A 19,896-nucleotide genomic window follows, 5' to 3' on the forward strand; every position below is an offset into this window, starting at 1 on the left:
CTTTTTACTAAAAGGCCGTCTGAATTTTCAGACGGCCTTTGATGAGATTAGGCAAATGCCTGCAATTCAGGATTGATTTCAGTTTTGGCAAGGTTATTGACGTAGTTGCACAAGGTTGCCAAAGCAACGCCCATAACGACTTCAACAGCTTGCTGTTGGTTGTAGCCTGCATCAAAGAAAGCTTTCAGCTCGTCGTCGGATACCGCGCCTTTTTTCGCCATAACGGCTTGGGTGAATGTCGCCAAAGCACCCAGTTTGGCATCGTCAAACTCGCCTGCAGCTAATGCGCGTGCGGCTTTGATGGATTGTTCGGACAGCAGTTTTTTCAGGGTAGCCAGTTTGGTGTGGCCAGCAACGCAGAAACCGCATTCGTTGGTACGGGCAGCAATGATTTGGACAACTTCAACTTCGCCGTCAGTCAGGCTGTTGGCCGCATTCAGCTTGCCAACTTCTTGATAAAACGCCAAAGCTTCAGGCGCATTGGCCAAAACGCCGATCAGGTTAGGAATAAAACCGTTGTTTTTCAATACGGCTTCAATGCGTGGTTTAGCAGCTTCAGGAGCGGTTTCAACTGTGTGTATGGTTAAACGTGACATCTTTATGACCTTTTTTGTAATAAAACGAAGTGGACATGATAAGCCATTCGTTTTTGTTAGAAAAAGATTAATTGGTTATTTACCGTAAACCAAAAGTTATAAGGCCGTCTGAACGGATTCAGACGGCCTTATCATAACGATTCAACTCATTATTTTATAAAGTTTTTCAGCAGCATAGAAGCGATATCGTCCAAGCCGAAGCCATCCGCATCTTGAGCCGTGCCGTTAGGCGTGGCTTTATCGACCAAGTCAGGCAATACTTTTGCCAACAAATCGCCTGCTTGACCGGCATCTACGCCAAATTTTTGCGCGATTTGGTTTACCGTATCGCTGCCCAACGCATTTTGCAGGTCGCTGCCGGACACAGGCAGATTGCTGGATTGGTTGGAAACCCAGCTGCTCAGGGCATCGCCCAAACCGCCTTGTTGCAGTTGGTTGATCAGGTTGCCCACGCCGCCTTGCTGTTTCACCAAATCCATCGCCATATCGGTCAGAGAACCTTGTGCGCCGTTTTCGCTGTTGCCACCCAACATTTGAGTAGCTGCATTCAAAAGATTGTCCATGAGTGCCATGACTTTTTCCTTGTATTTGTGTCTAAAAAAAGAAAACGGAGTGTAGCAAAATTTGCGCTGAAAAAATCAGGCTTAACCAAACTAAACTTCTTTTATCCCAAAGCCGTAACAAAACAAAGGCCGTCTGAAACCAAGTTTCAGACGGCCTTTATAATGAATAATGCTATTCTTCGCGGCCATTGAAATACTCTGCCGCGCCACCTTCGAAAAACCCTTGCAAAATCGCCTGCGCCGCTACTTGGTCAAGTACGGATTTTTGTTTTCGGCCAAATACTTGTGCTTCTGCAAGCAGGCTTTCCGCGTATAGGGAAGACATCCTTTCGTCCACCCAATAAACCGGCAAATTAAAACGTCCGTGCAAACGGCGGCCAAACTTGCGGCTCAAACGGGTCAGCTCATGCTCCGTGCCGTCGGTATGCGTCGGCAGTCCAACCACAAAATACTTGGGTTGCCATTCTTTGACCAGCTTGGCAATGGCCTCAAATTTCTCATCATTGCTGTTGCCGGTTACCGTCGCCAGCGGATGGGTCATGCCCAACTCGGCATCCCCCTGCGCCACGCCGATACGCGCCTCGCCGAAGTCAAAGGCCAAAACCGTGCCTTTTGGTGCATCAGGCATGGCCGACTCCTGAAACCAAGGCGTTCGGATTGACGCCCAATTTTTCAAAAGCGGCGGCATAACGGAGTTCGTAAGGGACATCAAAAAGAATATGCTCGTCCGCAGGGACGGTCAGCCAAACATTTTCTGCCAGCTCTCGCTCTAACTGCCCTTTGCCCCATTTGGAATAACCAATGCTGATCAAAGCCTTATCAACCGCACCTTCTTTAGACAAGTTTTCAATCACATCGCGCGAAGAAGTCAGCGCGACGTTATCTGTTACCACCATACTGTTTTGCCAGCGGCCGATCGGCGTATGCACGACATAGCCGCGCTCAATTTGAACCGGCCCGCCCATCATCACGTTTTCATGTTGCAGGCGCAATGGGATATTGCGGTCGGCGGCGGCGAAAATCATGTCCATGGTAATCGGCGAAGGCTTGTTGATGATGATGCCCAGCGCACCTTCTTCATCGTGTTCGCACACATAAATGACCGTATCCGTAAAAAACGGATCGTCCATATGAGGCATGGCAATCAGGAAATGGTTGGCTAAATTCATATTCTTCTTAATATCTATAAGCTGATTTTATTATTTTTGTCCGTCGGTAACCGGCGCATCCACCACGCACGCACCGTAAACTGCGCCGCCTGCCGGTACCGGCGTATCGGTTTTCGCATGGGCAAAACACGATACCGCGCTCAAAGAGTTTTTCGGCGAACCTTGAACGATTTTATCGCTGTACACCAAATAAGCGAAAGACTTACGTTTCGGATCGTAGTAGCGGATAATCTGTTGGCTCTTAAATGCTATGCTGGCACTGCGTTTGAACACTTGTCGCGGTTTCAAAACCGCAGCCTCGTTATAACGGATGACTTCCGCACTTTGCACGCAGGAAACTGATGCGTCGCTGGCATCTTCTTCCAGATTGACCGTTTCTTTCAAACCGCCTTTTTTCGCGTACGAAATATAACAGGCAACCCCCTGCACATCAGGATCGTCAAAACCTTCCACTTCGATACGGTCGTTTTTACCCAGCATATGAAACACCGTACTGGCGCGTCCGATTTTATCGGTATTGTCACCGCAAGCCGCCAAAACCATGGCACCCAACACTACTAATAAATATTTTTTCATAATATCCTGTCGATGCAGACTGTCAGTTTCCAGGCAGACTAAACCCCGTCCGCCCACTCTATCGTTACTATATAAGATCGTTCGTCCATATTGCAACCCGATATTATTTTCAGACGGCCTGACAGACAGTATAATCCGTCCTATTGTTCCTACTTTGATAGCAAGATCGAACCATGCGTTACATACCCCTCATTCTCGCCCTGTTGCTCAGTTTCTCCCTGCCAACCTATGCTGCCAAAGACGCGCCGAAAGAAAAAGCGGCCACTGTCAAAAAGGCTGCGCCCGTAAAAAAAGAGAAAGAAGCCGCTAAGGCAGATGTAAAAAAAGAAACCTCAAAAAAACAAGCGGTAAAAGAAAAAGAGGAAAACAAAAAAGCGGTTAAAGCCAAAGCTGCCAAAGAGAAGGAAACCGCCGACAAAAACGAACGCGCTTCAGCCAAAAACAAAACGGCTAAAGTCGCCGAAGCCGCTGCCGACAATAAAAAGTCCAGCCGCAAAGCCGAAGAGCCTAAAGAAACGGCAAAAGACAAAAAAGCCACAGCCGCAAAATCCGGCAAGGCCAAAGAACAAGACAAGAAACCTGTTGAAGATAAAAAAGACAGCAAAGCTAAAGAACCCGTAAAAAAAGCAGAACCTAAGGAAATCAAAGCCAAAGAGCCTGCTAAAAAAGCGGTTGAGGATAAAAAAGACGGCAAAAAAACCAAAGAGCCCGGAAAAAAAACAGCCGAAGACAAAAAGGCCGAAGCTAAAGAGCCTGCCCAAAAAGCTGTCGAAGACAAAAAAGACGCTAAAAAAGACACAAAAGCCAAAGAGCAAAACAAAAAAGCCGAGCCTAAAGTTGAGCCTAAAGCCATCTCTTCAGCCGACAACGATTTCAAAGCAGCCGTAACTGCCGCCGCCAACGATATGGAAACCAAGAAATCCTTTGCCAAACGCAACGAGGGTTTCATTATCCATGTCAATGCCACGCTCAAACAGCTGCAACAAACACGCAACAACCTCTCCGGCATCAACCGCAAACAACGCGACGCATGGGAAAAATTCCAAAAACTTAATGCCGATGCCAACCAGTTGAAAGCCGAAGTTTCCAACACGCGCGCCCAAATTTCGCGTTTTGTGTCCGGCAACTATAAAAACAGCCAGCCTAACGCGGTCGCCCTCTTCCTGAAAAACGCCGATGCCGGTCAAAAAACCCGCTTCCTGCGTTACACGCGTTATATCAACAACGCCAACGACCAAGTCATGAGAGACTTGGAAAAACAACAAAAAGAGCTGGCGGCGCAGGAGCAAAAAATCAACAATGAATTGGCTTACCTGAAAAAACTGCAAGCCAATATCCAAGCTTCATTGCGTCAACAAGGCGTAACCAATACCGCCGAACAAGCTGAAAGCCGCCGTCAAAACGCGCAAATGGCCAAAGAAGCGCAAAAGAAAATCAACCACAGAGAAAACGAGCAGCGCCTCAACAATCTCTTGAAAGATTTAGAAAAACGCAAAGCCGAGCAACGCAAAGCCGAAGCCGAAGCGCGTAAGAAAGCCGCCGAAGCCCGTTTGGCCGCCGCCGAAAAAGCCCGCAAAGAGCAGGCTGCCGCCCAACAAAAAGCCGAAGCCGAACGCGCCGCCATGTCCACGCTGACTGACGAAGACATGAAACTGCAAGCCCCCAACACCCAAGGCTTTACCGTCAGCAATGCCAACAGCTTCAGCCGTATGCAAGGCCGTCTGAAAAAACCGGTCAACGGCACATTGGCAGGCCTGTTTGGTCAAGACCGCGGCGATGGCGAAGTTTGGAAAGGCGTGTTCTACAATACCGTTCCTGCTCCTGTCAGCAGCATTGCCTCAGGCACAGTTACTTTTGCCGGCGAACTTGAAGGCTACGGCAAAGTAGTCGTCCTCGACCACGGCGACGGCTATGTCAGCATTTACTCCGGCCTGAACGAAATCGACATCGCCCAAAACTACGCCGTCAATGCCGGCAGCAAGATTGGTACCAGCGGCACTTTGCCGTCGGGCGAAACCGGCCTTTACCTTGAAGTCCGCTACAACGGACAAGTCATGAATCCGCTTTCCTGGATTAACTGATGTTTCAGACGGCCTGAGTGAATTTTCCCCTTCAGGCCGTCTGAATTTTCATCATAAACTACAATAAAACACGATTTTCACGCCTGTTCAGCACATTAAACAACAAACTTTTACCTTAAACTTATTGTTCCAAGCGTTTAAATCACATAAAGTCAACGGGTTCAGAGAAAACAAAAACTACTTTGCTTACCGTACACAAAAAGAAAGTCAAACGAATGTCAACAAAATCCACTTTAAAAAAAGTTGCAATCTACACTCTCGGCGCGTTTAGCGGCATCGCCCTCAGCCTGAGTGTACAAAGTTTTGCCGCCGAAAAAGACAAAAAAGACAACGAGGCCCTGCCCGTGCAAACCATCCGCACCATGGCAGAAGTGTACGGCCAAATCAAAGCCAACTATTACCAAGACAAACCCGACGCCGAGCTCTTTGAAGGCGCAATGAAAGGCATGGTGTCCGATCTCGATCCGCATTCCGAGTATATGGACAAAAAAGGATATGCCGAAATGAAAGAATCCACCAGTGGCGAATTCGGCGGCTTGGGCATGGAAATCGGACAGGAAGACGGCTTCGTCAAAGTCGTTGCCCCGATTGAAGACACTCCGGCAGAACGCGCCGGCGTAAAAAGTGGCGACTTCATCGTCAAAATCGACAATACCTCTACGCGCGGCCTGACCGTCAGCGAAGCCGTCAAAAAAATGCGCGGCAAACCGGGTACCAAAATCACCCTGACCCTTTCACGCAAAAATGCCGACAAACCCATCGTCGTCAACCTGACCCGCGCCATCATCAAAGTCAAAAGCGTGCGCCATCATCTGCTTGAAAAAGACTACGGCTACATCCGCGTCTCCCAATTCCAAGAGCGCACTGTTGCCGCACTCAACGAAGCTGCGCAAGCCCTTGTCAAAGAAAACAAAGGTCCGCTCAAAGGCATCATCCTCGACTTGCGCGACGACCCGGGCGGCCTGCTCAACGGTGCAGTCGGCGTATCCGCAGCCTTCCTGCAACCTGACGTAACCGTTGTCAGCACCAAAGGCCGCAACAAAAAAGAAGGCATGGTACTCAAAGCAACTGCCGAAGACTACATCACCACCAGCGGCAAAGACCCGTTGGCAGGATTGCCTGCCGAGCTGAAAACCATTCCTATGACCGTCCTGATTAACGCAGGCTCGGCCTCCGCTTCCGAAATCGTTGCCGGTGCATTGCAAGACCACAAACGCGCCGTCGTCGTCGGCACACAAAGTTTCGGCAAAGGCTCAGTACAGACCCTGATTCCGCTTTCCGGCGGCAGCGCAGTTAAACTGACCACCGCCCTTTACTACACACCAAACGACCGCTCGATTCAAGCGCAAGGCATTGTTCCTGACGTTGAAGTCAAAGACAAAGACCGCGCTTTTGAAAGCCGCGAAGCCGATTTGGTCGGCCATATCGGCAATCCGTTGGGCGGCCAAGACGTCAACAGCAGCACTGAAACGCCTGCCAACGCAGAAACCAAAGCCGATAAAGACAAGTCCAAAAAAGACAAAGACGAAGACATCTCCAGCCGCCGCATTCCAAATCCGGCCAAAGATGATCAACTCCGCAAAGCCTTGGACTTGGTGAAAAATCCAGCCGAATGGCAAAAATCTTTGGGTTTGGCAGCGAAAAAACCTGCTCCGAAAAAAGATGCGGATAAAGACAGCAAAAAATAAACCCATCTTTATCCGATAAAAGGCCGTCTGAAAACTTTCCATTTTCAGACGGCCTATAAACACCTCCCTACTCCAAGGTAAGAACAAACATGAACATTTCCAGACTCATCCTCCCCGCACTGACCAGCCTATTCCTCCTAAACTCCCCGGTATCATCGGCAGCCAAACCCGAACAAGCCTCTGAGATGTACATTGCCAACAAAATCACCAGTGAAAACCTACACGGCTTCTGGGGAAATGCAGTCGAAAACGAAGAAGGCGCTCTTATCAACACAACCATCTTTAACCCCGACAACACTGGCACAGACATCGCCATAATGAGTTTCAAAGCCACCAACAAAATCTTCACCATCAGACAGGACTTTAATTGGACATTTGACGAGAAAAAACAAGAAATCCACCAAACCGTAACTGACTATAAAACCTCCATCAACGGCAAAGAAGAACAAAACAAACAAAAAATAGGTGAAAAAAGTACCATAAAAGCCAGAATCCTCATCATCAAAGGCCTGCCCGGTATGTTGGAATTGACTGACAAAGCCAGTGGCAACCAAACCAGCTACTTTAAACAAGATCCGGATAAAATACTCAACCATCTTGAAAACAGCAAAAAAACACACCCATAATCTCAAGGCCGTCTGAAAACCTCCCTCACTTTTCAGACGGCCTTCCCACTAAATATTGCGGAAACAAAACACCATGGCAAAAGCCCCCAAAACCATCTACCAATGCTCCGAATGCGGCGGTACTTCCCCGAAATGGCAGGGTAAATGCCCGCATTGCGGCGAGTGGAACACGCTTCAGGAAAACCTTGCCGCGCCCGAACCGAAAAACGCCCGCTTCCAATCTTGGGCGGCGGACACCTCGACCGTCCAATCCCTCTCCGCCGTCACCGCTACCGAAGTGCCGCGCAATCCGACCGGCATGGGCGAACTCGATCGCGTATTGGGCGGCGGTTTGGTTGATGGCGCGGTCATCCTGCTCGGCGGCGACCCCGGCATCGGCAAATCCACGCTGCTGTTACAAACCATTGCCAAAATGGCGCAAAGTCGCAAAGTGCTGTACATTTCCGGCGAGGAATCCGCCCAACAAGTCGCCCTGCGTGCGCAACGTTTGGAACTGCCCACCGAAGGCGTGAACCTGCTTGCCGAAATCCGCATGGAAGCGATTCAGATGGCCTTGAAACAGCATCAGCCCGCAGTCGTGGTCATTGATTCCATCCAAACTATGTATTCCGACCAAATCACTTCCGCCCCCGGTTCCGTGTCGCAGGTGCGCGAGTGTGCCGCCCAACTGACGCGTATGGCGAAACAGATGGGCATCGCCATGATACTGGTCGGACACGTTACCAAAGACGGCGCGATTGCCGGCCCGCGCGTGCTGGAGCATATGGTCGATACCGTGCTGTATTTCGAGGGCGACCAACACTCCAACTACCGCATGATACGTGCCATCAAAAATCGTTTCGGTGCGGCAAACGAACTGGGTGTATTCGCCATGACCGAAAACGGTTTGAGAGGCGTATCCAACCCGTCCGCCATCTTCCTTGCCAGCTACCGCGACGACACGCCCGGCTCATGTGTTTTGGTTACACAAGAAGGCAGCCGCCCGCTTTTGGTCGAAATTCAGGCATTGGTCGATGACGCTCACGGCTTTACCCCCAAACGCCTCACCGTCGGCCTCGAACAAAACCGCCTCGCCATGCTGCTCGCCGTCCTCAACCGCCACGGCGGCATTGCCTGCTTCGACCAAGACGTGTTCCTCAACGCCGTCGGTGGTGTCAAAATCGGCGAACCCGCTGCCGACCTCGCCGTCATCCTCGCCATGCTCTCCAGCTTCCGCAATCGCCCCATGCCTGAAAAAACCGTGGTTTTCGGCGAAATCGGCTTAAGTGGCGAAGTCCGCCCTGTTGCACGCGGGCAAGAGCGGCTCAAAGAAGCGGAAAAACTCGGCTTCAAACGCGCCATCGTCCCCAAAGCCAATATGCCGCGCAACGCCAAAGAGTTTCCGAACCTGAAAATCTACGGCGTCAGCAGTTTGCAGGAAGCGATTGATGTTTGTCGTGACGGGGACTAAACCGTTTCGATAATCTGATTCAAAAAAACAATCATCTAAAAGGCCGTCTAAAAGTTTTCAAACGGCCTCTCTTTAAATTTAAATAATTTTGTTATATTATAACGAACGACTTTATTCTATCTTTTCTACACATCGAAAATCGGAGAGAAATCATGAAAAAAACCGCTTTGCTTATCGCATCTGCCTTCCTGTTCAGCACTGCCGCACACGCCCATCGCGTTTGGGTTGAAACCGCCCACACACATGGCGGCGAATACCTTGAAGCCGAATTGGGCTATGGCGAATTCCCGGAACTTGAGCCCATCGCCAAAGACCGCCTGCACATTTTCAGCAAACCCATGCAACTGGTGACTGAAAAAGGCAAAGAAAACATGATTCAAAAAGGCACATACAATTACCAATACCGCAGCAAGCTGCCGGTCAAAGACGGCAGCTACCTCGTTACAGCCGAGTACCAACCGACTTTCTGGTCAAAAAACAGCGCAGGTTGGAAGCAGGCAAGCATCAAAGAAATGCCTGATGCAAGCTATTGCGAACAAACCCGTATGTTTGGTAAAAACATCGTCAATGTCGGCCACGAAAGCGCAGATACCGCCATCATCACCAAACAAGTCGGCCAACATCTGGAAATCGTACCTTTGGACAACCCTGCCAACGTCCACGTCGGCGAACGCTTCAAAGTCCGCGTCCTCTTCAATGGCGAGCCGCTGCCTAACGCCACTGTTACTGCTACATTTGACGGCTTCGACACCAGCGACCGCAGCAAAACCCATAAAACCGAAGCCCAAGCCTTCTCCGATACTACCGATGACAAAGGCGAAGTCAGCATCATTCCATTGCGCCAAGGTTTCTGGAAAGCCAGCGTAGAACACAAAGCCGATTTCCCCGATCAAAGCGTGTGCCAAAAACAGGCGAACTACACCACTTTGACCTTCCAAATCGGTCATTCACATCATTGATTTTTCCATAACAAAAGGCCGTCTGAATAGTTCAGACGGCCTTTATTCATCCTATTTAAGGACGATGCGGCGCAAACTGCCATTGTCCCAATTCCAAATTCAAATCAAATAGGTTCAAACGGCCTATTGCCACACGGACCAAGCGTAAACACGGAAAGCCTGCTTTCGCCGTCATCCTTCGCACTTGACGGTTTTTCCCTTCCGAAATTTTGATTTCCACCCAAAAATCAGGCACGGACTTGCGCACGCGAATCGGCGGCACGCGCGGCCATAAAACATCCGCTTCGCCTTCTTCCAATACCCTGACCTCAGCCAGACGAGTGACAAAATCGCCCAAATCTACGCCACGGCGCAACAAATCCAATTTGGCTTCATCAGGAGAACCCTCCACCTGCGCCCAATAAGTTTTGACCTGCTTAAATTTCGGGTCGGCAATCTGCGCCTGCAAACGGCCATTATTGGTCAGCAGCAGCAAACCCTCGCTGTCCGTATCCAAACGTCCGGCCGGATAAAATCCCGGTTTCTCGATAAAATCCTTAAGGCACTGATGTTTTTCATGTGCAGAAAACTGGCAAATCACGCCATAAGGCTTGTTTAGAATAATCAAATCGTTCATTTCACACTTTCAGACGGCCTTGGATTCCAAGAAATTCCGGATAATAAAAAAGACACCGTATAAACGGTGTCTTTCATATTTGGCGGAGTAAGAGGGATTCGAACCCTCGATGCAGGTTGACCCCACATGCTTCCTTAGCAGGGAAGTGCCTTCAGCCTCTCAGCCATTACTCCTAAGGAAGACCGCAATATACGCTTTCTGCCCTCCTTCGTCAAGCATTGCCGCCTCAAACTTTCTTAACACCATGAAATCATTTAAATAAAAATATAATATTTTTTGCATCATCCTATTTTTATACTTCTTTCATATATGTTAAAATGATTCTGTTTTCTGTAAACCTTTTTTCACACCCCTTATTACAAAGGAGTTCGTATGTTACGTTTTTCTGCTTTGGTTGCCGTATCCGCCCTGATGCTTGCTGCTTGCTCACAATCCGGCAATTCCCAACCATCTACTTCCTCCTCTCAAACTTCTACTCAAAAAACGACTGCCGCCGGTTCTGCCTGCCGCAGCATGGGTGAAGGCCATAAAGTCAATGGCAAAGGTCAAAACGATATTTATATGTGTAAAGTCGATGTGGCTTTGAACTCTGCCGAAGCCAAATCCGCTTTGGATCCTAGCATCCGCGTTCACTACGGCAGCACATCCGGCGCAACTTTGACTTCCCGTCAAATCTCCAACTCAGTCGGCAAAACCCCTGATGAAACCTGCCAACGCGCATTCCTGAGCGCGGTTAAACGCTTCCAAAGCACTGCACATCGCAAAAAAGCCAAATCCGTTCACCTGGTTAGCTACTTTGACAAAGTAACCAAAGGCGGTAACGAGTACGAATGCCACATCGCTACATTCAACAGCCGTGTGGTTTTGAAAGGCAGCTTCCACTAAGCAATGTCAAAAATGCCGGACTTCAATATGAAGTTTGGCATTTTTCTATTTTATGGATACGACACCCCTTCACTGCCTACTGGCCGATCCGTCTTTTGTCGTCTGCTACGACCATGCGTCTCTAAACACAGCCGATTCACAACGTTTGGCTGCCACGCCGCAACTGGCGCAGCGTCAAGACTGGCAAGTCAGCCGCGCATTAAAACAGCAAACCGATTTACCGGCTGTATCGCTGAGCCACAGCCAAGGCTTTGCCGCTTTATTGTGTGCGCCTCAGCCCTTAACAGCCGGAGTCGATATCGAATTTATCCGCCCGCGTGATTTCAAAGCGCTATCGGCTTTGGTCTACACACAGGAAGAACAAGACTACTTGGAAACGGCAAACTGGCCGTCTGAAACGTTTTACCGATTATGGTGTTTCAAAGAAGCATTGATTAAAGCGGCGAATTTGGATTTCCCGTCAGACATGAAATCGGTCGGCTATGTTTTCGATTCAGGGCAACCCGTCAGTTTACGCGCAGGAAAGCAAACCGATTGGCGTGGCACAAGCGCGATTTTGGCGGATACGATGGCACTTGCCTGCGTTTGGAAGGGAAAAGCCGTCGCTCTGCAATGGCAGTTTTTCGGCTCACTCAAGCCCAATGATTTAACCGACCAGCAAACTATCTAACAACTGACAAACTAATAATAATCTGATTTAATTTACTGCACTTTTACTTATTCCACACACCAACAGCAGCATTTGCAAAAGGCCGTCTGAACGATGAATCTTCGCCTCCTAAAACGCCTCTATACTGCCCTTATCCTGTTTCTTACCCTGTTTTTGGTTTATGCCTTTGCTTCACAAACGCGTATCCAAACCGATTTGACCGCGTTGTTGCCAAGCGAGCAGCAACCCGATGCTTTACTGACGGCTGCAGATAAAGCCGCAGAAGCGCAGCTCAATTCGCAAGTTATTTTGCTTGCAGGCAGTACCGATGCCGAAACTGCTTTTCAGACGGCCTCACAAATTGCCGACGCATGGCGCAAAAGCGGCGTATTTGAACAAGTCGACAGCAGCATGACGCCGAATTTGGATAAAGTGCGGGTGGATATGCAGAAGCTGAGTTTGGCAGTTTTGCCGCAAGACGAAATACGCCTGCTGTTTGAGCAGCCGCAAGCCTATTTTCAGGCTCGGGCAGAAGCCGCGGCCAATCCGTTTGCCGCCCCCTCGCCTTTGTCTTTAGAACAAGACTGGCTGGGCTTCGGACGCTTTGTTGCCGACAAGGCCAATCCGCAAAGCCGTTTACAGTGGGACATGGACAACGGCATGTTGTTTGCCGAAGACAAAGGCAAAACTTGGGTATTTTTGCGCGGACGGCTCGCCGGCGGCGATCAATTTTCCGGCAACGATGCCCTCTTACCGCTGATGGCGCAAAGCCGTCAAATCGCTTCGGGAAACGGCGCGGAAACCTTAAGCGCAGGTGGCGCATTGTTCGCCGCCGTATCCAAAGCAGCCGCAGAAAAAGAAAGTCGGCTGATGAGCATAGTCGGACTTGGGCTGACCTTTGCGCTGCTGTTGTGGGTCTTCCGCAGCGGCCGCGTGTTTTTGCTGTCCTTGCCGCTGGCAGCCGGTATGTTGACCGGATTGGCGGTTGCATTATTAACCTTCGGCGAAGTGCATATCCTGACCATCGTCATCGGCACCAGCCTGGTGGGTATGTTGGTGGATTTCCCGTTACACTGGCTTGCTCCGTCGGTATTCGGGCCGTCTGAAAAGACCGTTTGGCAGGCTGAATCAGCAATGAAACATGTCTTGCCAAGTTTTGCCGTCAGCCTGACAATTACCGTCTTGGGCTACGCGCTGCTGTGGTTTACCCCTTTGCCTGTATTACGCCAAACCGCCGTATTTTCAGGCTTTGCCTTATTTGGCGCGTTTGGTGCCACCGTTTTATGGCTGCCGCCGCTGTTTCGCCGCTACCGTGCCAAAACCGTGCCTTTTGCCGCATTAACTGAAAAGCTCTATTCCTTGTCAGGCCGTCTGAAAAACCGCCTGCACAAACGCGGATGGTTAATCGTGGGCGGAATTTTGCTGGCAGTCGGACTGTGGCGCAGCGACTGGCGTGACGACATCCGTCAATGGGTCAATATGCCGACCGCGATGTTGGCCGAAGTACAACAAATCGGCCAGTTGAGCGGCACGGATTTTGGCGGCAAATATTTGGTGGCCGAAGCACAAAGCGAAGATGCCCTGTTGAAGAAAACCGCCGAACTCGGTCGCGCCCTGCAGCCCTTAATCGCGCAAGGCAAACTTTCCGGCATCCAATCGCCCGACCAATTCATCCTGCCGACAACGGAACAGCAAAAACTGCAAAACCGCCTGCGTGAATTGACCAAATTGCCTGATAGCTGGAAACCACTCACAGAAATCGGTATTCCGCGCAAAACAGTACGCGATGCCCTGCTGCAAGCTGCCGACACACAACCATTATCGCTTTCAGACGGCCTGAATACCGATTTGGCAGAGGCTTGGCGTTCCTTGTATTTGGGCGAAGTGGAACCAGGCCGTTTTGCTGCTGTCGTGCGTTTGAACGGCATGACCGATGAAGCCGCCGTACGCTCCGTGGCGCAACACGTCTCCGGCATACATTGGGCAGACAAACGCGCCCACTTAAACGAGCTTTTCCACCACACGCGCAATCAGGCCGCATGGTTGAAACTGGCTTCCTATGCGTTGGCATGGCTGCTTTTGTGGAAAATGTTTGGCTTCAAACGCGGCAGCAAAATCCTTGCCGTACCGCTGGCCGCAGCCATCTGCACCGTTGCCGTACTCGGTTTGGCCGGCATTCCCGTCAGCCTGTTTGCCATGTTCGGCCTGCTTTTAGTGTCCGCCATCGGCGTGGACTATGCCGTCTATGCCGCCACCGCACACCACAGCGCGCCGGCAAAATTAGGCGGTATGCTGCTTGCTGCTGCGACAACAGCCATTTCCTTTGCCCTGCTCGCCATCAGCAGCACGCCCGCTGTTGCCGCGTTCGGCATGACGGTTACCATCGGTGTGGCATTCAATATTTGGCTGGCAGGCACATTGTTGAAAAATTAGACAAAAGATGAAGGCGATTGAAGTTGAAGCGATATTTTTTTCAACTTCTATCGTCACGTTGTAAGAGGCCGTCTGAAAAACTTCAGACGCTAGTTTAAACATTTTTTTATCATTAAAATCAAAGGTATTTTCAAATGTCCGTAGAATTTGACGTTGCCGTTATCGGCGCAGGCCCTTCAGGTTCGGTTGCTTCCGCTTTGCTGAACAAACAAGGCTTTAAAGTTTGCGTATTGGAAAAACAACATTTCCCGCGCTTTGTCATCGGCGAAAGCCTGTTGCCGCATTGCATGGAAATGTTGGAAGAAGCCGGTTTTGCCGATGCAGTGCATGCCGAACCCAGCTTTCAATTTAAAGACGGTGCTGCGTTTTCATGGGGCAGCCGTTACACAGATTTCAACTTTACTGAAAAATTTTCAGACGGCCCCGGTACTATTTATCAAGTGCGCCGCGGCATCTTCGACAAAATCCTGATTGATGAAGCGGCAAAACAAGGCGTCGATGTCCGCTTCGGACACGGCGTAACCGCGTTTGACAACAGTGACAATGTGGCACGTTTGAGCGTTGCGACCGATACAGGCGAAAACTATGAACTGACTGCCAAATTCGTTTTGGATGCCAGCGGTTACGGTCGCGTCCTGCCCCGCCTTTTAGATTTGGAAAGTCCGTCCGAGCTGCCTCCGCGCCAAGCCCACTTCACGCATATCGACGACAACATCACCAGCCCGAAATTCGACCGCAATAAAATCCTGATCAACACGCACCCTGAACATCGCGATGTCTGGATTTGGCTGATTCCTTTCGGCGACAACCGTTGCTCCATCGGCGTTGTCGGCACGCCCGACAAACTGGCCGGCGAATCAGAAGCCGTGTTGAAAAAATTTGTGTACGAATGCCCGATGCTGGCGGAAATTTTAGATAAAGCCGTTTGGGAAAACGACTTTCCGTTCCGCTCTATCCAAGGCTATTCCGCCAACGTGAAAACCTTATACGGCAAACATTTTGCTCTTTTGGGCAACGCCGCCGAATTCCTCGACCCAGTCTTCTCCTCCGGAGTAACCATTGCCCTGCACTCTGCCAAACTGGCTGCCGATTTGTTGGGCAAGCAGCTCAAAGGCGAAGCTGCCGATTGGCAAACCGAATTTGCCGACCAACTGATGATCGGCGTGAACGCGTTCCGCACTTATGTAACCGGTTGGTACGATTTCCGCTTCCAAAATGCCATCTACGCGCCCAACCGCAGCCCTGAAATCAGCCGCATGATTTCATCTATTCTGGCAGGCTACGCTTGGGACACGAACAATCCATTCGTGGAAAAATCCGAGCAACGTTTGTCCACACTTGCCGCATTGGTGGGCGATTTGAAGGTAGAATAAGGACGAATGCCTTTCAGACGGCCGCGCCTAAAAACAGAACAGGCCGTCTGAAAATCTACCCTCATCATTAAATATTTTGACCGATAGATAAAACCTTATGCGATTTATCCCTTTGCTTGCCGCACTGCTGCTTTCCGCATGTACGACCTCGCTCCCCCATCCGCAAACGCTGCCACCGCTTTCCAAAGAAGGCCAATGGTTCAAACTTGAGCAGACCAATGCGGCGGGGCAAACCGTTCAAACCAATCTCTTGGCAGTCGAGCCTCATTCAGACGGCATCCGCTTTGTCCAAACCGATGCACTGGGTGCGCCGGTATCGCGCCAATCGGTCAGCACCAAAGGCTGGAAAAACGACGGCTTTGTGATGCCCAATGCCAGTTCGCGCCGATTGTTTGCAGCCCTGTTGCCGCTTTTGGCCGCCGAACAAGCCGCTACGCTTTACCCTGAAGCCCGCCAACAAAACGCCACCCACCAAGGCTTCTGCCCTGACGGCAAAGGCGCGGTGTTCAGCTACCGCGAGCGTGATTTGTGGTGTGTCGCCCACCATTCCGAACAATTCCTCATCGGCTTCCCCGACCAAACTTTCTGGACGGTCAGCCCGATTGCAGAAGACTAATTCATGAATACTCCTGTTTATCTCAGCCGTCCGGCACTGACCAGCGCATTGGGTAGCGGCTTGCAAGTTCATGCCGATGCCTTACTCACGCCGTCTGAAAACACGTCCCTGACTTTTTCAGACCAATGGGTAAAAGGCAAAACGTATGCTTTCGGTGCAGTCAAAGAAACCCTGATGCCTCTGCCTGACAGCATTCCCGAAGCGCATCGCAGCCGCAACAACCAGCTTATCCTTCACGCGCTTTCGCAAATAGACGGACTGATTCAGACGGCCATTGCCCGTTACGGCAAAGAAAGGGTCGCTGTCGTGACTGGTACGTCCACCAGTGGCGCAGATGAAAATATCCCTTTGTTCCAACACGTTGTCCAAGGTGGTGAATGGACGGATGTTCCGTTCAAACAGCTGCAACACACCATGGCTTCGCCCTCCGAATTTATCGCCCAAGTTTACGGTTTAGACGGCTTGCGCTATACCGTTTCCACCGCCTGCACTTCCGGCGCACGCGCCCTCATCAGCGCAGCCCGATTGCTTCGTGCCGGATTGTGTGATGCCGTAATTTGCGGCGGCGCGGATACGCTTTCTCCGCTGACGATTAATGGTTTTGCCTCTTTGGAAGTGCTTTCAGACAGCATCGCCAAGCCTTTTTCCTCCAACCGCAACGGCATCAATATCGGCGAAGCGGCCGCATTTTTCGTGATGACGCGCGATGCCGATTTTGACGGCGAAATGCAGTTGCTGGGCTATGGTGCAAGTAGCGATGCCTACCATATGTCTTCTCCCCGCCCCGACGGTTTGGGTGCAGCCCAATCCTTTCAGGCCGCTTTGGATAAAGCCGGCTTGAAAGCGGAAGAGATCGGCTGGATCAATCTGCACGGCACCGGCACGCAACACAACGACAGCATGGAAAGCCAAGCTGTTGCCGAAGTATTTGGCAGCCACACCCTTTGCACTTCAACCAAGCCGTCCACCGGTCACACTTTGGGTGCAGCCGGTGCGATCGAAGCCGCGTTTGCCTGGTTGATGGCCAACCGCCAATACAATCCGGAAGGCAAACTGCCGCCGCAACAATGGGACAACGTACCCGATTCCGAGCTGCCCAACATCGCTTTGACCGACGAAAACAGCCGCTGGCCGTCTGAAAAACGCATCGCCGCCAGCTCATCATTTGCCTTCGGCGGCAGCAATGCTGTTTTGATTATCGGATAAGTCCTTATATTTAGGCTGTCTTTTCAGACGGCCTTTTTCTTTTCCGCAACTTAAAAAACAATAACATCAAAACAACAACCAAATCCGCCGAAATATGCCATAATAGGCTTAGCACATTTCTTCTCGCGATGTGCCCGAAAAGAAAAACTTAACCTACATAGAGAATAATCCCATGACTAAATCCACCATTATCTATACCTACACCGACGAAGCTCCTGCATTGGCCACTCAATCCCTGTTGCCAATCGTGCAGGCGTTTACCCGCCATGCCGATATTGATGTCAAAACCAGCGACATTTCTCTCTCCGGTCGTATTTTGGCGGCGTTTCCCGAATACCTGACCGAAGCGCAACGCGTACCTGATGCGCTTGCCGAATTGGGCGAACTGGTGAAACAACCCGATGCAAACGTGATCAAACTGCCGAACATCAGCGCATCCGTACCTCAACTGACTGCCGCGATTAAAGAATTGCAGTCTAAAGGCTTTGCCGTTCCCGACTATCCTGCCGATCCTCAAACCGATGAAGAAAAAGCCGTGCGCGAACGTTACGACCGCATCAAAGGCAGCGCGGTAAACCCTGTCCTGCGTGAAGGCAACTCCGACCGTCGCGCGCCTAAGGCAGTGAAAAACTTTGCGAAAAAACATCCGCACAGCATGGGCGCATGGACGAAAGACTCCAAAACCCACGTTGCCACCATGCAAAGCGGCGACTTTTTCCATAACGAACAATCCGTTACCGTACCTGAAGCAACTTCCGTATCCATCGTATTCACCGACAAACAAGGCAACAAAAAAGAGCTGCGCGAGCCTGTTGCTCTGAAAGCCGGCGAAATCATCGACGCGACCGTAATGAGCAAAAAAGCCCTGCTCGCCTTCCTTGCCGAACAAGTGAAAGACGCAAAAGCTAAAGGCGTATTGTTCTCGCTGCACATGAAAGCCACCATGATGAAAGTGTCCGACCCGATTATCTTCGGACACGCCGTCAAAGTATTCTTCGCGCCTGTATTTGAAAAATTCGGTGACAAACTGGCTGCCGCAGGCGTCAATGTCAACAACGGCTTCGGCAACCTGCTTGCCAATCTGGACAAACTGGATGCGGACACCCGCGCCGCCGTTGAAGCTGAAATCGCTGCCGTTTACGCTGCCAACCCTGATTTGGCCATGGTTGATTCCGACAAAGGCATCACCAACCTGCACGTTCCTAGCGATGTCATCGTCGATGCTTCTATGCCTGCGATGATTCGTAATTCCGGCCGTATGTGGGATAAAGACGGCAAAGCGCAAGACACCAAAGCCGTGATTCCTGACAGCAGCTACGCCGGTGTTTACCAAGCAACCATCGACTTCTGCCGCGAACAAGGCGCATTTGACCCGACAACCATGGGTACCGTTCCTAACGTCGGTCTGATGGCGCAAGCAGCCGAAGAATACGGTTCGCACAACAAAACTTTTGAAATCGAAGCCGACGGCCAAGTTCAAGTCATTGATGCAGCAGGTAATGTCCTGATGCAACACGACGTTGAAGCCGGCGACATCTGGCGTATGTGCCAAACCAAAGACGCTCCGGTTAAAGACTGGGTACAACTTGCCGTCAACCGCGCCCGTCTGAGCAACACGCCAGCCGTATTCTGGCTCGACGAAAACCGTCCGCACGACAAGAGCCTGCTCGCCAAGGTTAAAGCCTATCTTGCCGAACTGGATACCGACGGCCTCGACATCCGCGTCCTCGCTCCTGAGGAAGCCGCTAAATTCAGCTTGGGCCGTCTGAAAAACGGCGAAGACACCATCTCCGTGACCGGTAACGTCCTGCGCGACTACCTGACCGACTTGTTCCCAATTTTGGAACTGGGTACCAGCGCGAAAATGCTGTCTATCGTTCCATTGATGAATGGCGGCGGTATGTTTGAAACCGGTGCAGGCGGTTCTGCACCGAAACATGTTCAACAATTCCTCGAAGAAAACCACTTGCGTTGGGACTCTTTGGGCGAATTCCTCGCACTCGCCGTATCGTTTGAACATCTGGCGCAAAAAACCGGCAACACCAAAGCCCAAGTCCTCGCCGACACTTTGGATGCAGCCACCGAAAAACTGCTTCTGAACGACAAATCGCCTAAACGCAAAGCTGGCGAACTCGACAACCGCGGCAGCCATTTCTACCTCACCCTCTACTGGGCGCAAGAATTGGCGGCGCAAGACAAAGATGCCGAACTGAAAGCCGCATTTGCGCCGTTGGCAGCCGCTTTGACTGCTGACGAAGCCAAAATCGTTGAAGAACTCTCTGCCGTACAAGGCAAAGCGGTCGACATCGGCGGCTACTACGCAGCCAATCCTGAAAAAGCCGCACAAGCGATGCGTCCAAGCGCAACCTTTAATCAGGCCTTGTCAGCCTTATAATTAAAGCAATAAAAG

The 19,896-nt window shown here is 50.8% G+C and carries 18 protein-coding genes and 1 tRNA gene; 12 read left to right on the top strand and 7 right to left on the bottom strand.

Annotated elements, in window-relative coordinates:
• Positions 1 to 47 precede the first annotated feature (47 nt).
• The 5 genes from ACTHSA_RS04975 to ACTHSA_RS04995 all read right to left on the bottom strand — a co-directional run bounded on the left by ACTHSA_RS04975 (position 48) and on the right by ACTHSA_RS04995 (position 2,904).
• Positions 48 to 596: a carboxymuconolactone decarboxylase family protein gene (locus tag ACTHSA_RS04975; protein WP_003685141.1), complete on the bottom strand. Its 549-nt coding sequence runs from the start codon at positions 594 to 596 to the stop codon at positions 48 to 50.
• Between the two features lie 149 nt (positions 597 to 745).
• Positions 746 to 1,168 carry a YidB family protein gene (locus ACTHSA_RS04980; RefSeq protein ID WP_003747321.1) on the bottom strand — a complete coding sequence of 141 codons (423 nt, stop codon included), beginning with the start codon at positions 1,166 to 1,168 and terminating at the stop codon, positions 746 to 748.
• Positions 1,169 to 1,331: 163 nt separating this feature from the next.
• A complete protein-coding gene (gene ruvX / locus ACTHSA_RS04985) occupies positions 1,332 to 1,787 on the bottom strand; it encodes a Holliday junction resolvase RuvX (RefSeq protein ID WP_003680463.1) in 456 nt (151 codons plus the stop codon).
• The gene (locus ACTHSA_RS04990) at positions 1,780 to 2,328 is read right to left on the bottom strand and encodes a YqgE/AlgH family protein (RefSeq protein ID WP_049322876.1); all 549 of its coding nucleotides are present in this window, start codon (positions 2,326 to 2,328) and stop codon (positions 1,780 to 1,782) included. Before ACTHSA_RS04990 ends, ruvX begins: the two co-directional genes overlap by 8 nt.
• A 30-nt stretch (positions 2,329 to 2,358) precedes the next feature.
• Positions 2,359 to 2,904: a CreA family protein gene (locus tag ACTHSA_RS04995; RefSeq protein ID WP_004520084.1), complete on the bottom strand. Its 546-nt coding sequence runs from the start codon at positions 2,902 to 2,904 to the stop codon at positions 2,359 to 2,361.
• Positions 2,905 to 3,077: 173 nt separating this feature from the next.
• Here ACTHSA_RS04995 and ACTHSA_RS05000 point away from each other — a divergent pair, with 173 nt between their 5' ends.
• The 5 genes from ACTHSA_RS05000 to ACTHSA_RS05020 all read left to right on the top strand — a co-directional run bounded on the left by ACTHSA_RS05000 (position 3,078) and on the right by ACTHSA_RS05020 (position 9,708).
• Positions 3,078 to 4,985 (top strand): peptidoglycan DD-metalloendopeptidase family protein, encoded by a 1,908-nt coding sequence (locus tag ACTHSA_RS05000; protein ID WP_440367196.1) that lies wholly within the window; start codon positions 3,078 to 3,080, stop codon positions 4,983 to 4,985.
• Between the two features lie 215 nt (positions 4,986 to 5,200).
• Complete coding sequence (locus ACTHSA_RS05005) at positions 5,201 to 6,673, top strand: S41 family peptidase (RefSeq protein ID WP_004520081.1); 1,473 nt, start codon at positions 5,201 to 5,203, stop codon at positions 6,671 to 6,673.
• A gap of 89 nt (positions 6,674 to 6,762) precedes the next feature.
• Positions 6,763 to 7,299, top strand: coding sequence for a hypothetical protein (locus tag ACTHSA_RS05010; protein ID WP_004520080.1), 537 nt, complete (start codon positions 6,763 to 6,765; stop codon positions 7,297 to 7,299).
• A 73-nt stretch (positions 7,300 to 7,372) separates the two neighbouring features.
• The gene (radA, locus tag ACTHSA_RS05015; RefSeq protein ID WP_070625490.1) at positions 7,373 to 8,749 is read left to right on the top strand and encodes a DNA repair protein RadA; all 1,377 of its coding nucleotides are present in this window, start codon (positions 7,373 to 7,375) and stop codon (positions 8,747 to 8,749) included.
• 152 nt (positions 8,750 to 8,901) lie between these two features.
• Entirely contained in the window at positions 8,902 to 9,708 is an 807-nt protein-coding gene (locus ACTHSA_RS05020) for a DUF4198 domain-containing protein (RefSeq protein WP_003685136.1), read from the top strand.
• Between the two features lie 55 nt (positions 9,709 to 9,763).
• Here the strand turns inward: ACTHSA_RS05020 and ACTHSA_RS05025 are convergent, their stop codons facing one another.
• Together ACTHSA_RS05025 and ACTHSA_RS05030 are read right to left on the bottom strand one after the other, a co-directional pair.
• On the bottom strand, positions 9,764 to 10,324 hold the full coding sequence (locus tag ACTHSA_RS05025; protein ID WP_440367199.1) for a pseudouridine synthase: 561 nt from the start codon (positions 10,322 to 10,324) through the stop codon (positions 9,764 to 9,766).
• 80 nt (positions 10,325 to 10,404) lie between these two features.
• Positions 10,405 to 10,497: transfer RNA gene (locus tag ACTHSA_RS05030), tRNA-Ser, on the bottom strand.
• 199 nt (positions 10,498 to 10,696) lie between these two features.
• On the opposite strand from ACTHSA_RS05030, the gene ACTHSA_RS05035 reads away from it, so the two are divergent.
• From ACTHSA_RS05035 to ACTHSA_RS05065, 7 genes are all read left to right on the top strand, one after another.
• Positions 10,697 to 11,209, top strand: coding sequence for a hypothetical protein (locus ACTHSA_RS05035; RefSeq protein ID WP_223168965.1), 513 nt, complete (start codon positions 10,697 to 10,699; stop codon positions 11,207 to 11,209).
• Positions 11,210 to 11,261: 52 nt separating this feature from the next.
• Positions 11,262 to 11,879 (top strand): 4'-phosphopantetheinyl transferase family protein, encoded by a 618-nt coding sequence (locus ACTHSA_RS05040; protein ID WP_070625494.1) that lies wholly within the window; start codon positions 11,262 to 11,264, stop codon positions 11,877 to 11,879.
• Positions 11,880 to 11,972: 93 nt separating this feature from the next.
• Entirely contained in the window at positions 11,973 to 14,291 is a 2,319-nt protein-coding gene (locus ACTHSA_RS05045; protein WP_070625496.1) for an MMPL family transporter, read from the top strand.
• 134 nt (positions 14,292 to 14,425) lie between these two features.
• Positions 14,426 to 15,664, top strand: a complete 1,239-nt coding sequence (locus ACTHSA_RS05050; protein WP_070625498.1) for an NAD(P)/FAD-dependent oxidoreductase — start codon at positions 14,426 to 14,428, stop codon at positions 15,662 to 15,664.
• Between the two features lie 97 nt (positions 15,665 to 15,761).
• A complete protein-coding gene (locus tag ACTHSA_RS05055) occupies positions 15,762 to 16,280 on the top strand; it encodes a hypothetical protein (protein ID WP_070625500.1) in 519 nt (172 codons plus the stop codon).
• Between the two features lie 3 nt (positions 16,281 to 16,283).
• Positions 16,284 to 17,486: a beta-ketoacyl-ACP synthase gene (locus ACTHSA_RS05060; protein WP_070625502.1), complete on the top strand. Its 1,203-nt coding sequence runs from the start codon at positions 16,284 to 16,286 to the stop codon at positions 17,484 to 17,486.
• Between the two features lie 172 nt (positions 17,487 to 17,658).
• A complete protein-coding gene (locus tag ACTHSA_RS05065) occupies positions 17,659 to 19,881 on the top strand; it encodes an NADP-dependent isocitrate dehydrogenase (RefSeq protein ID WP_070625504.1) in 2,223 nt (740 codons plus the stop codon).
• Positions 19,882 to 19,896 lie beyond the last annotated feature (15 nt).

It is taken from the genome of Neisseria sp. P0008.S002 (assembly GCF_051962805.1).
Lineage (GTDB): Bacteria > Pseudomonadota > Gammaproteobacteria > Burkholderiales > Neisseriaceae > Neisseria > Neisseria perflava.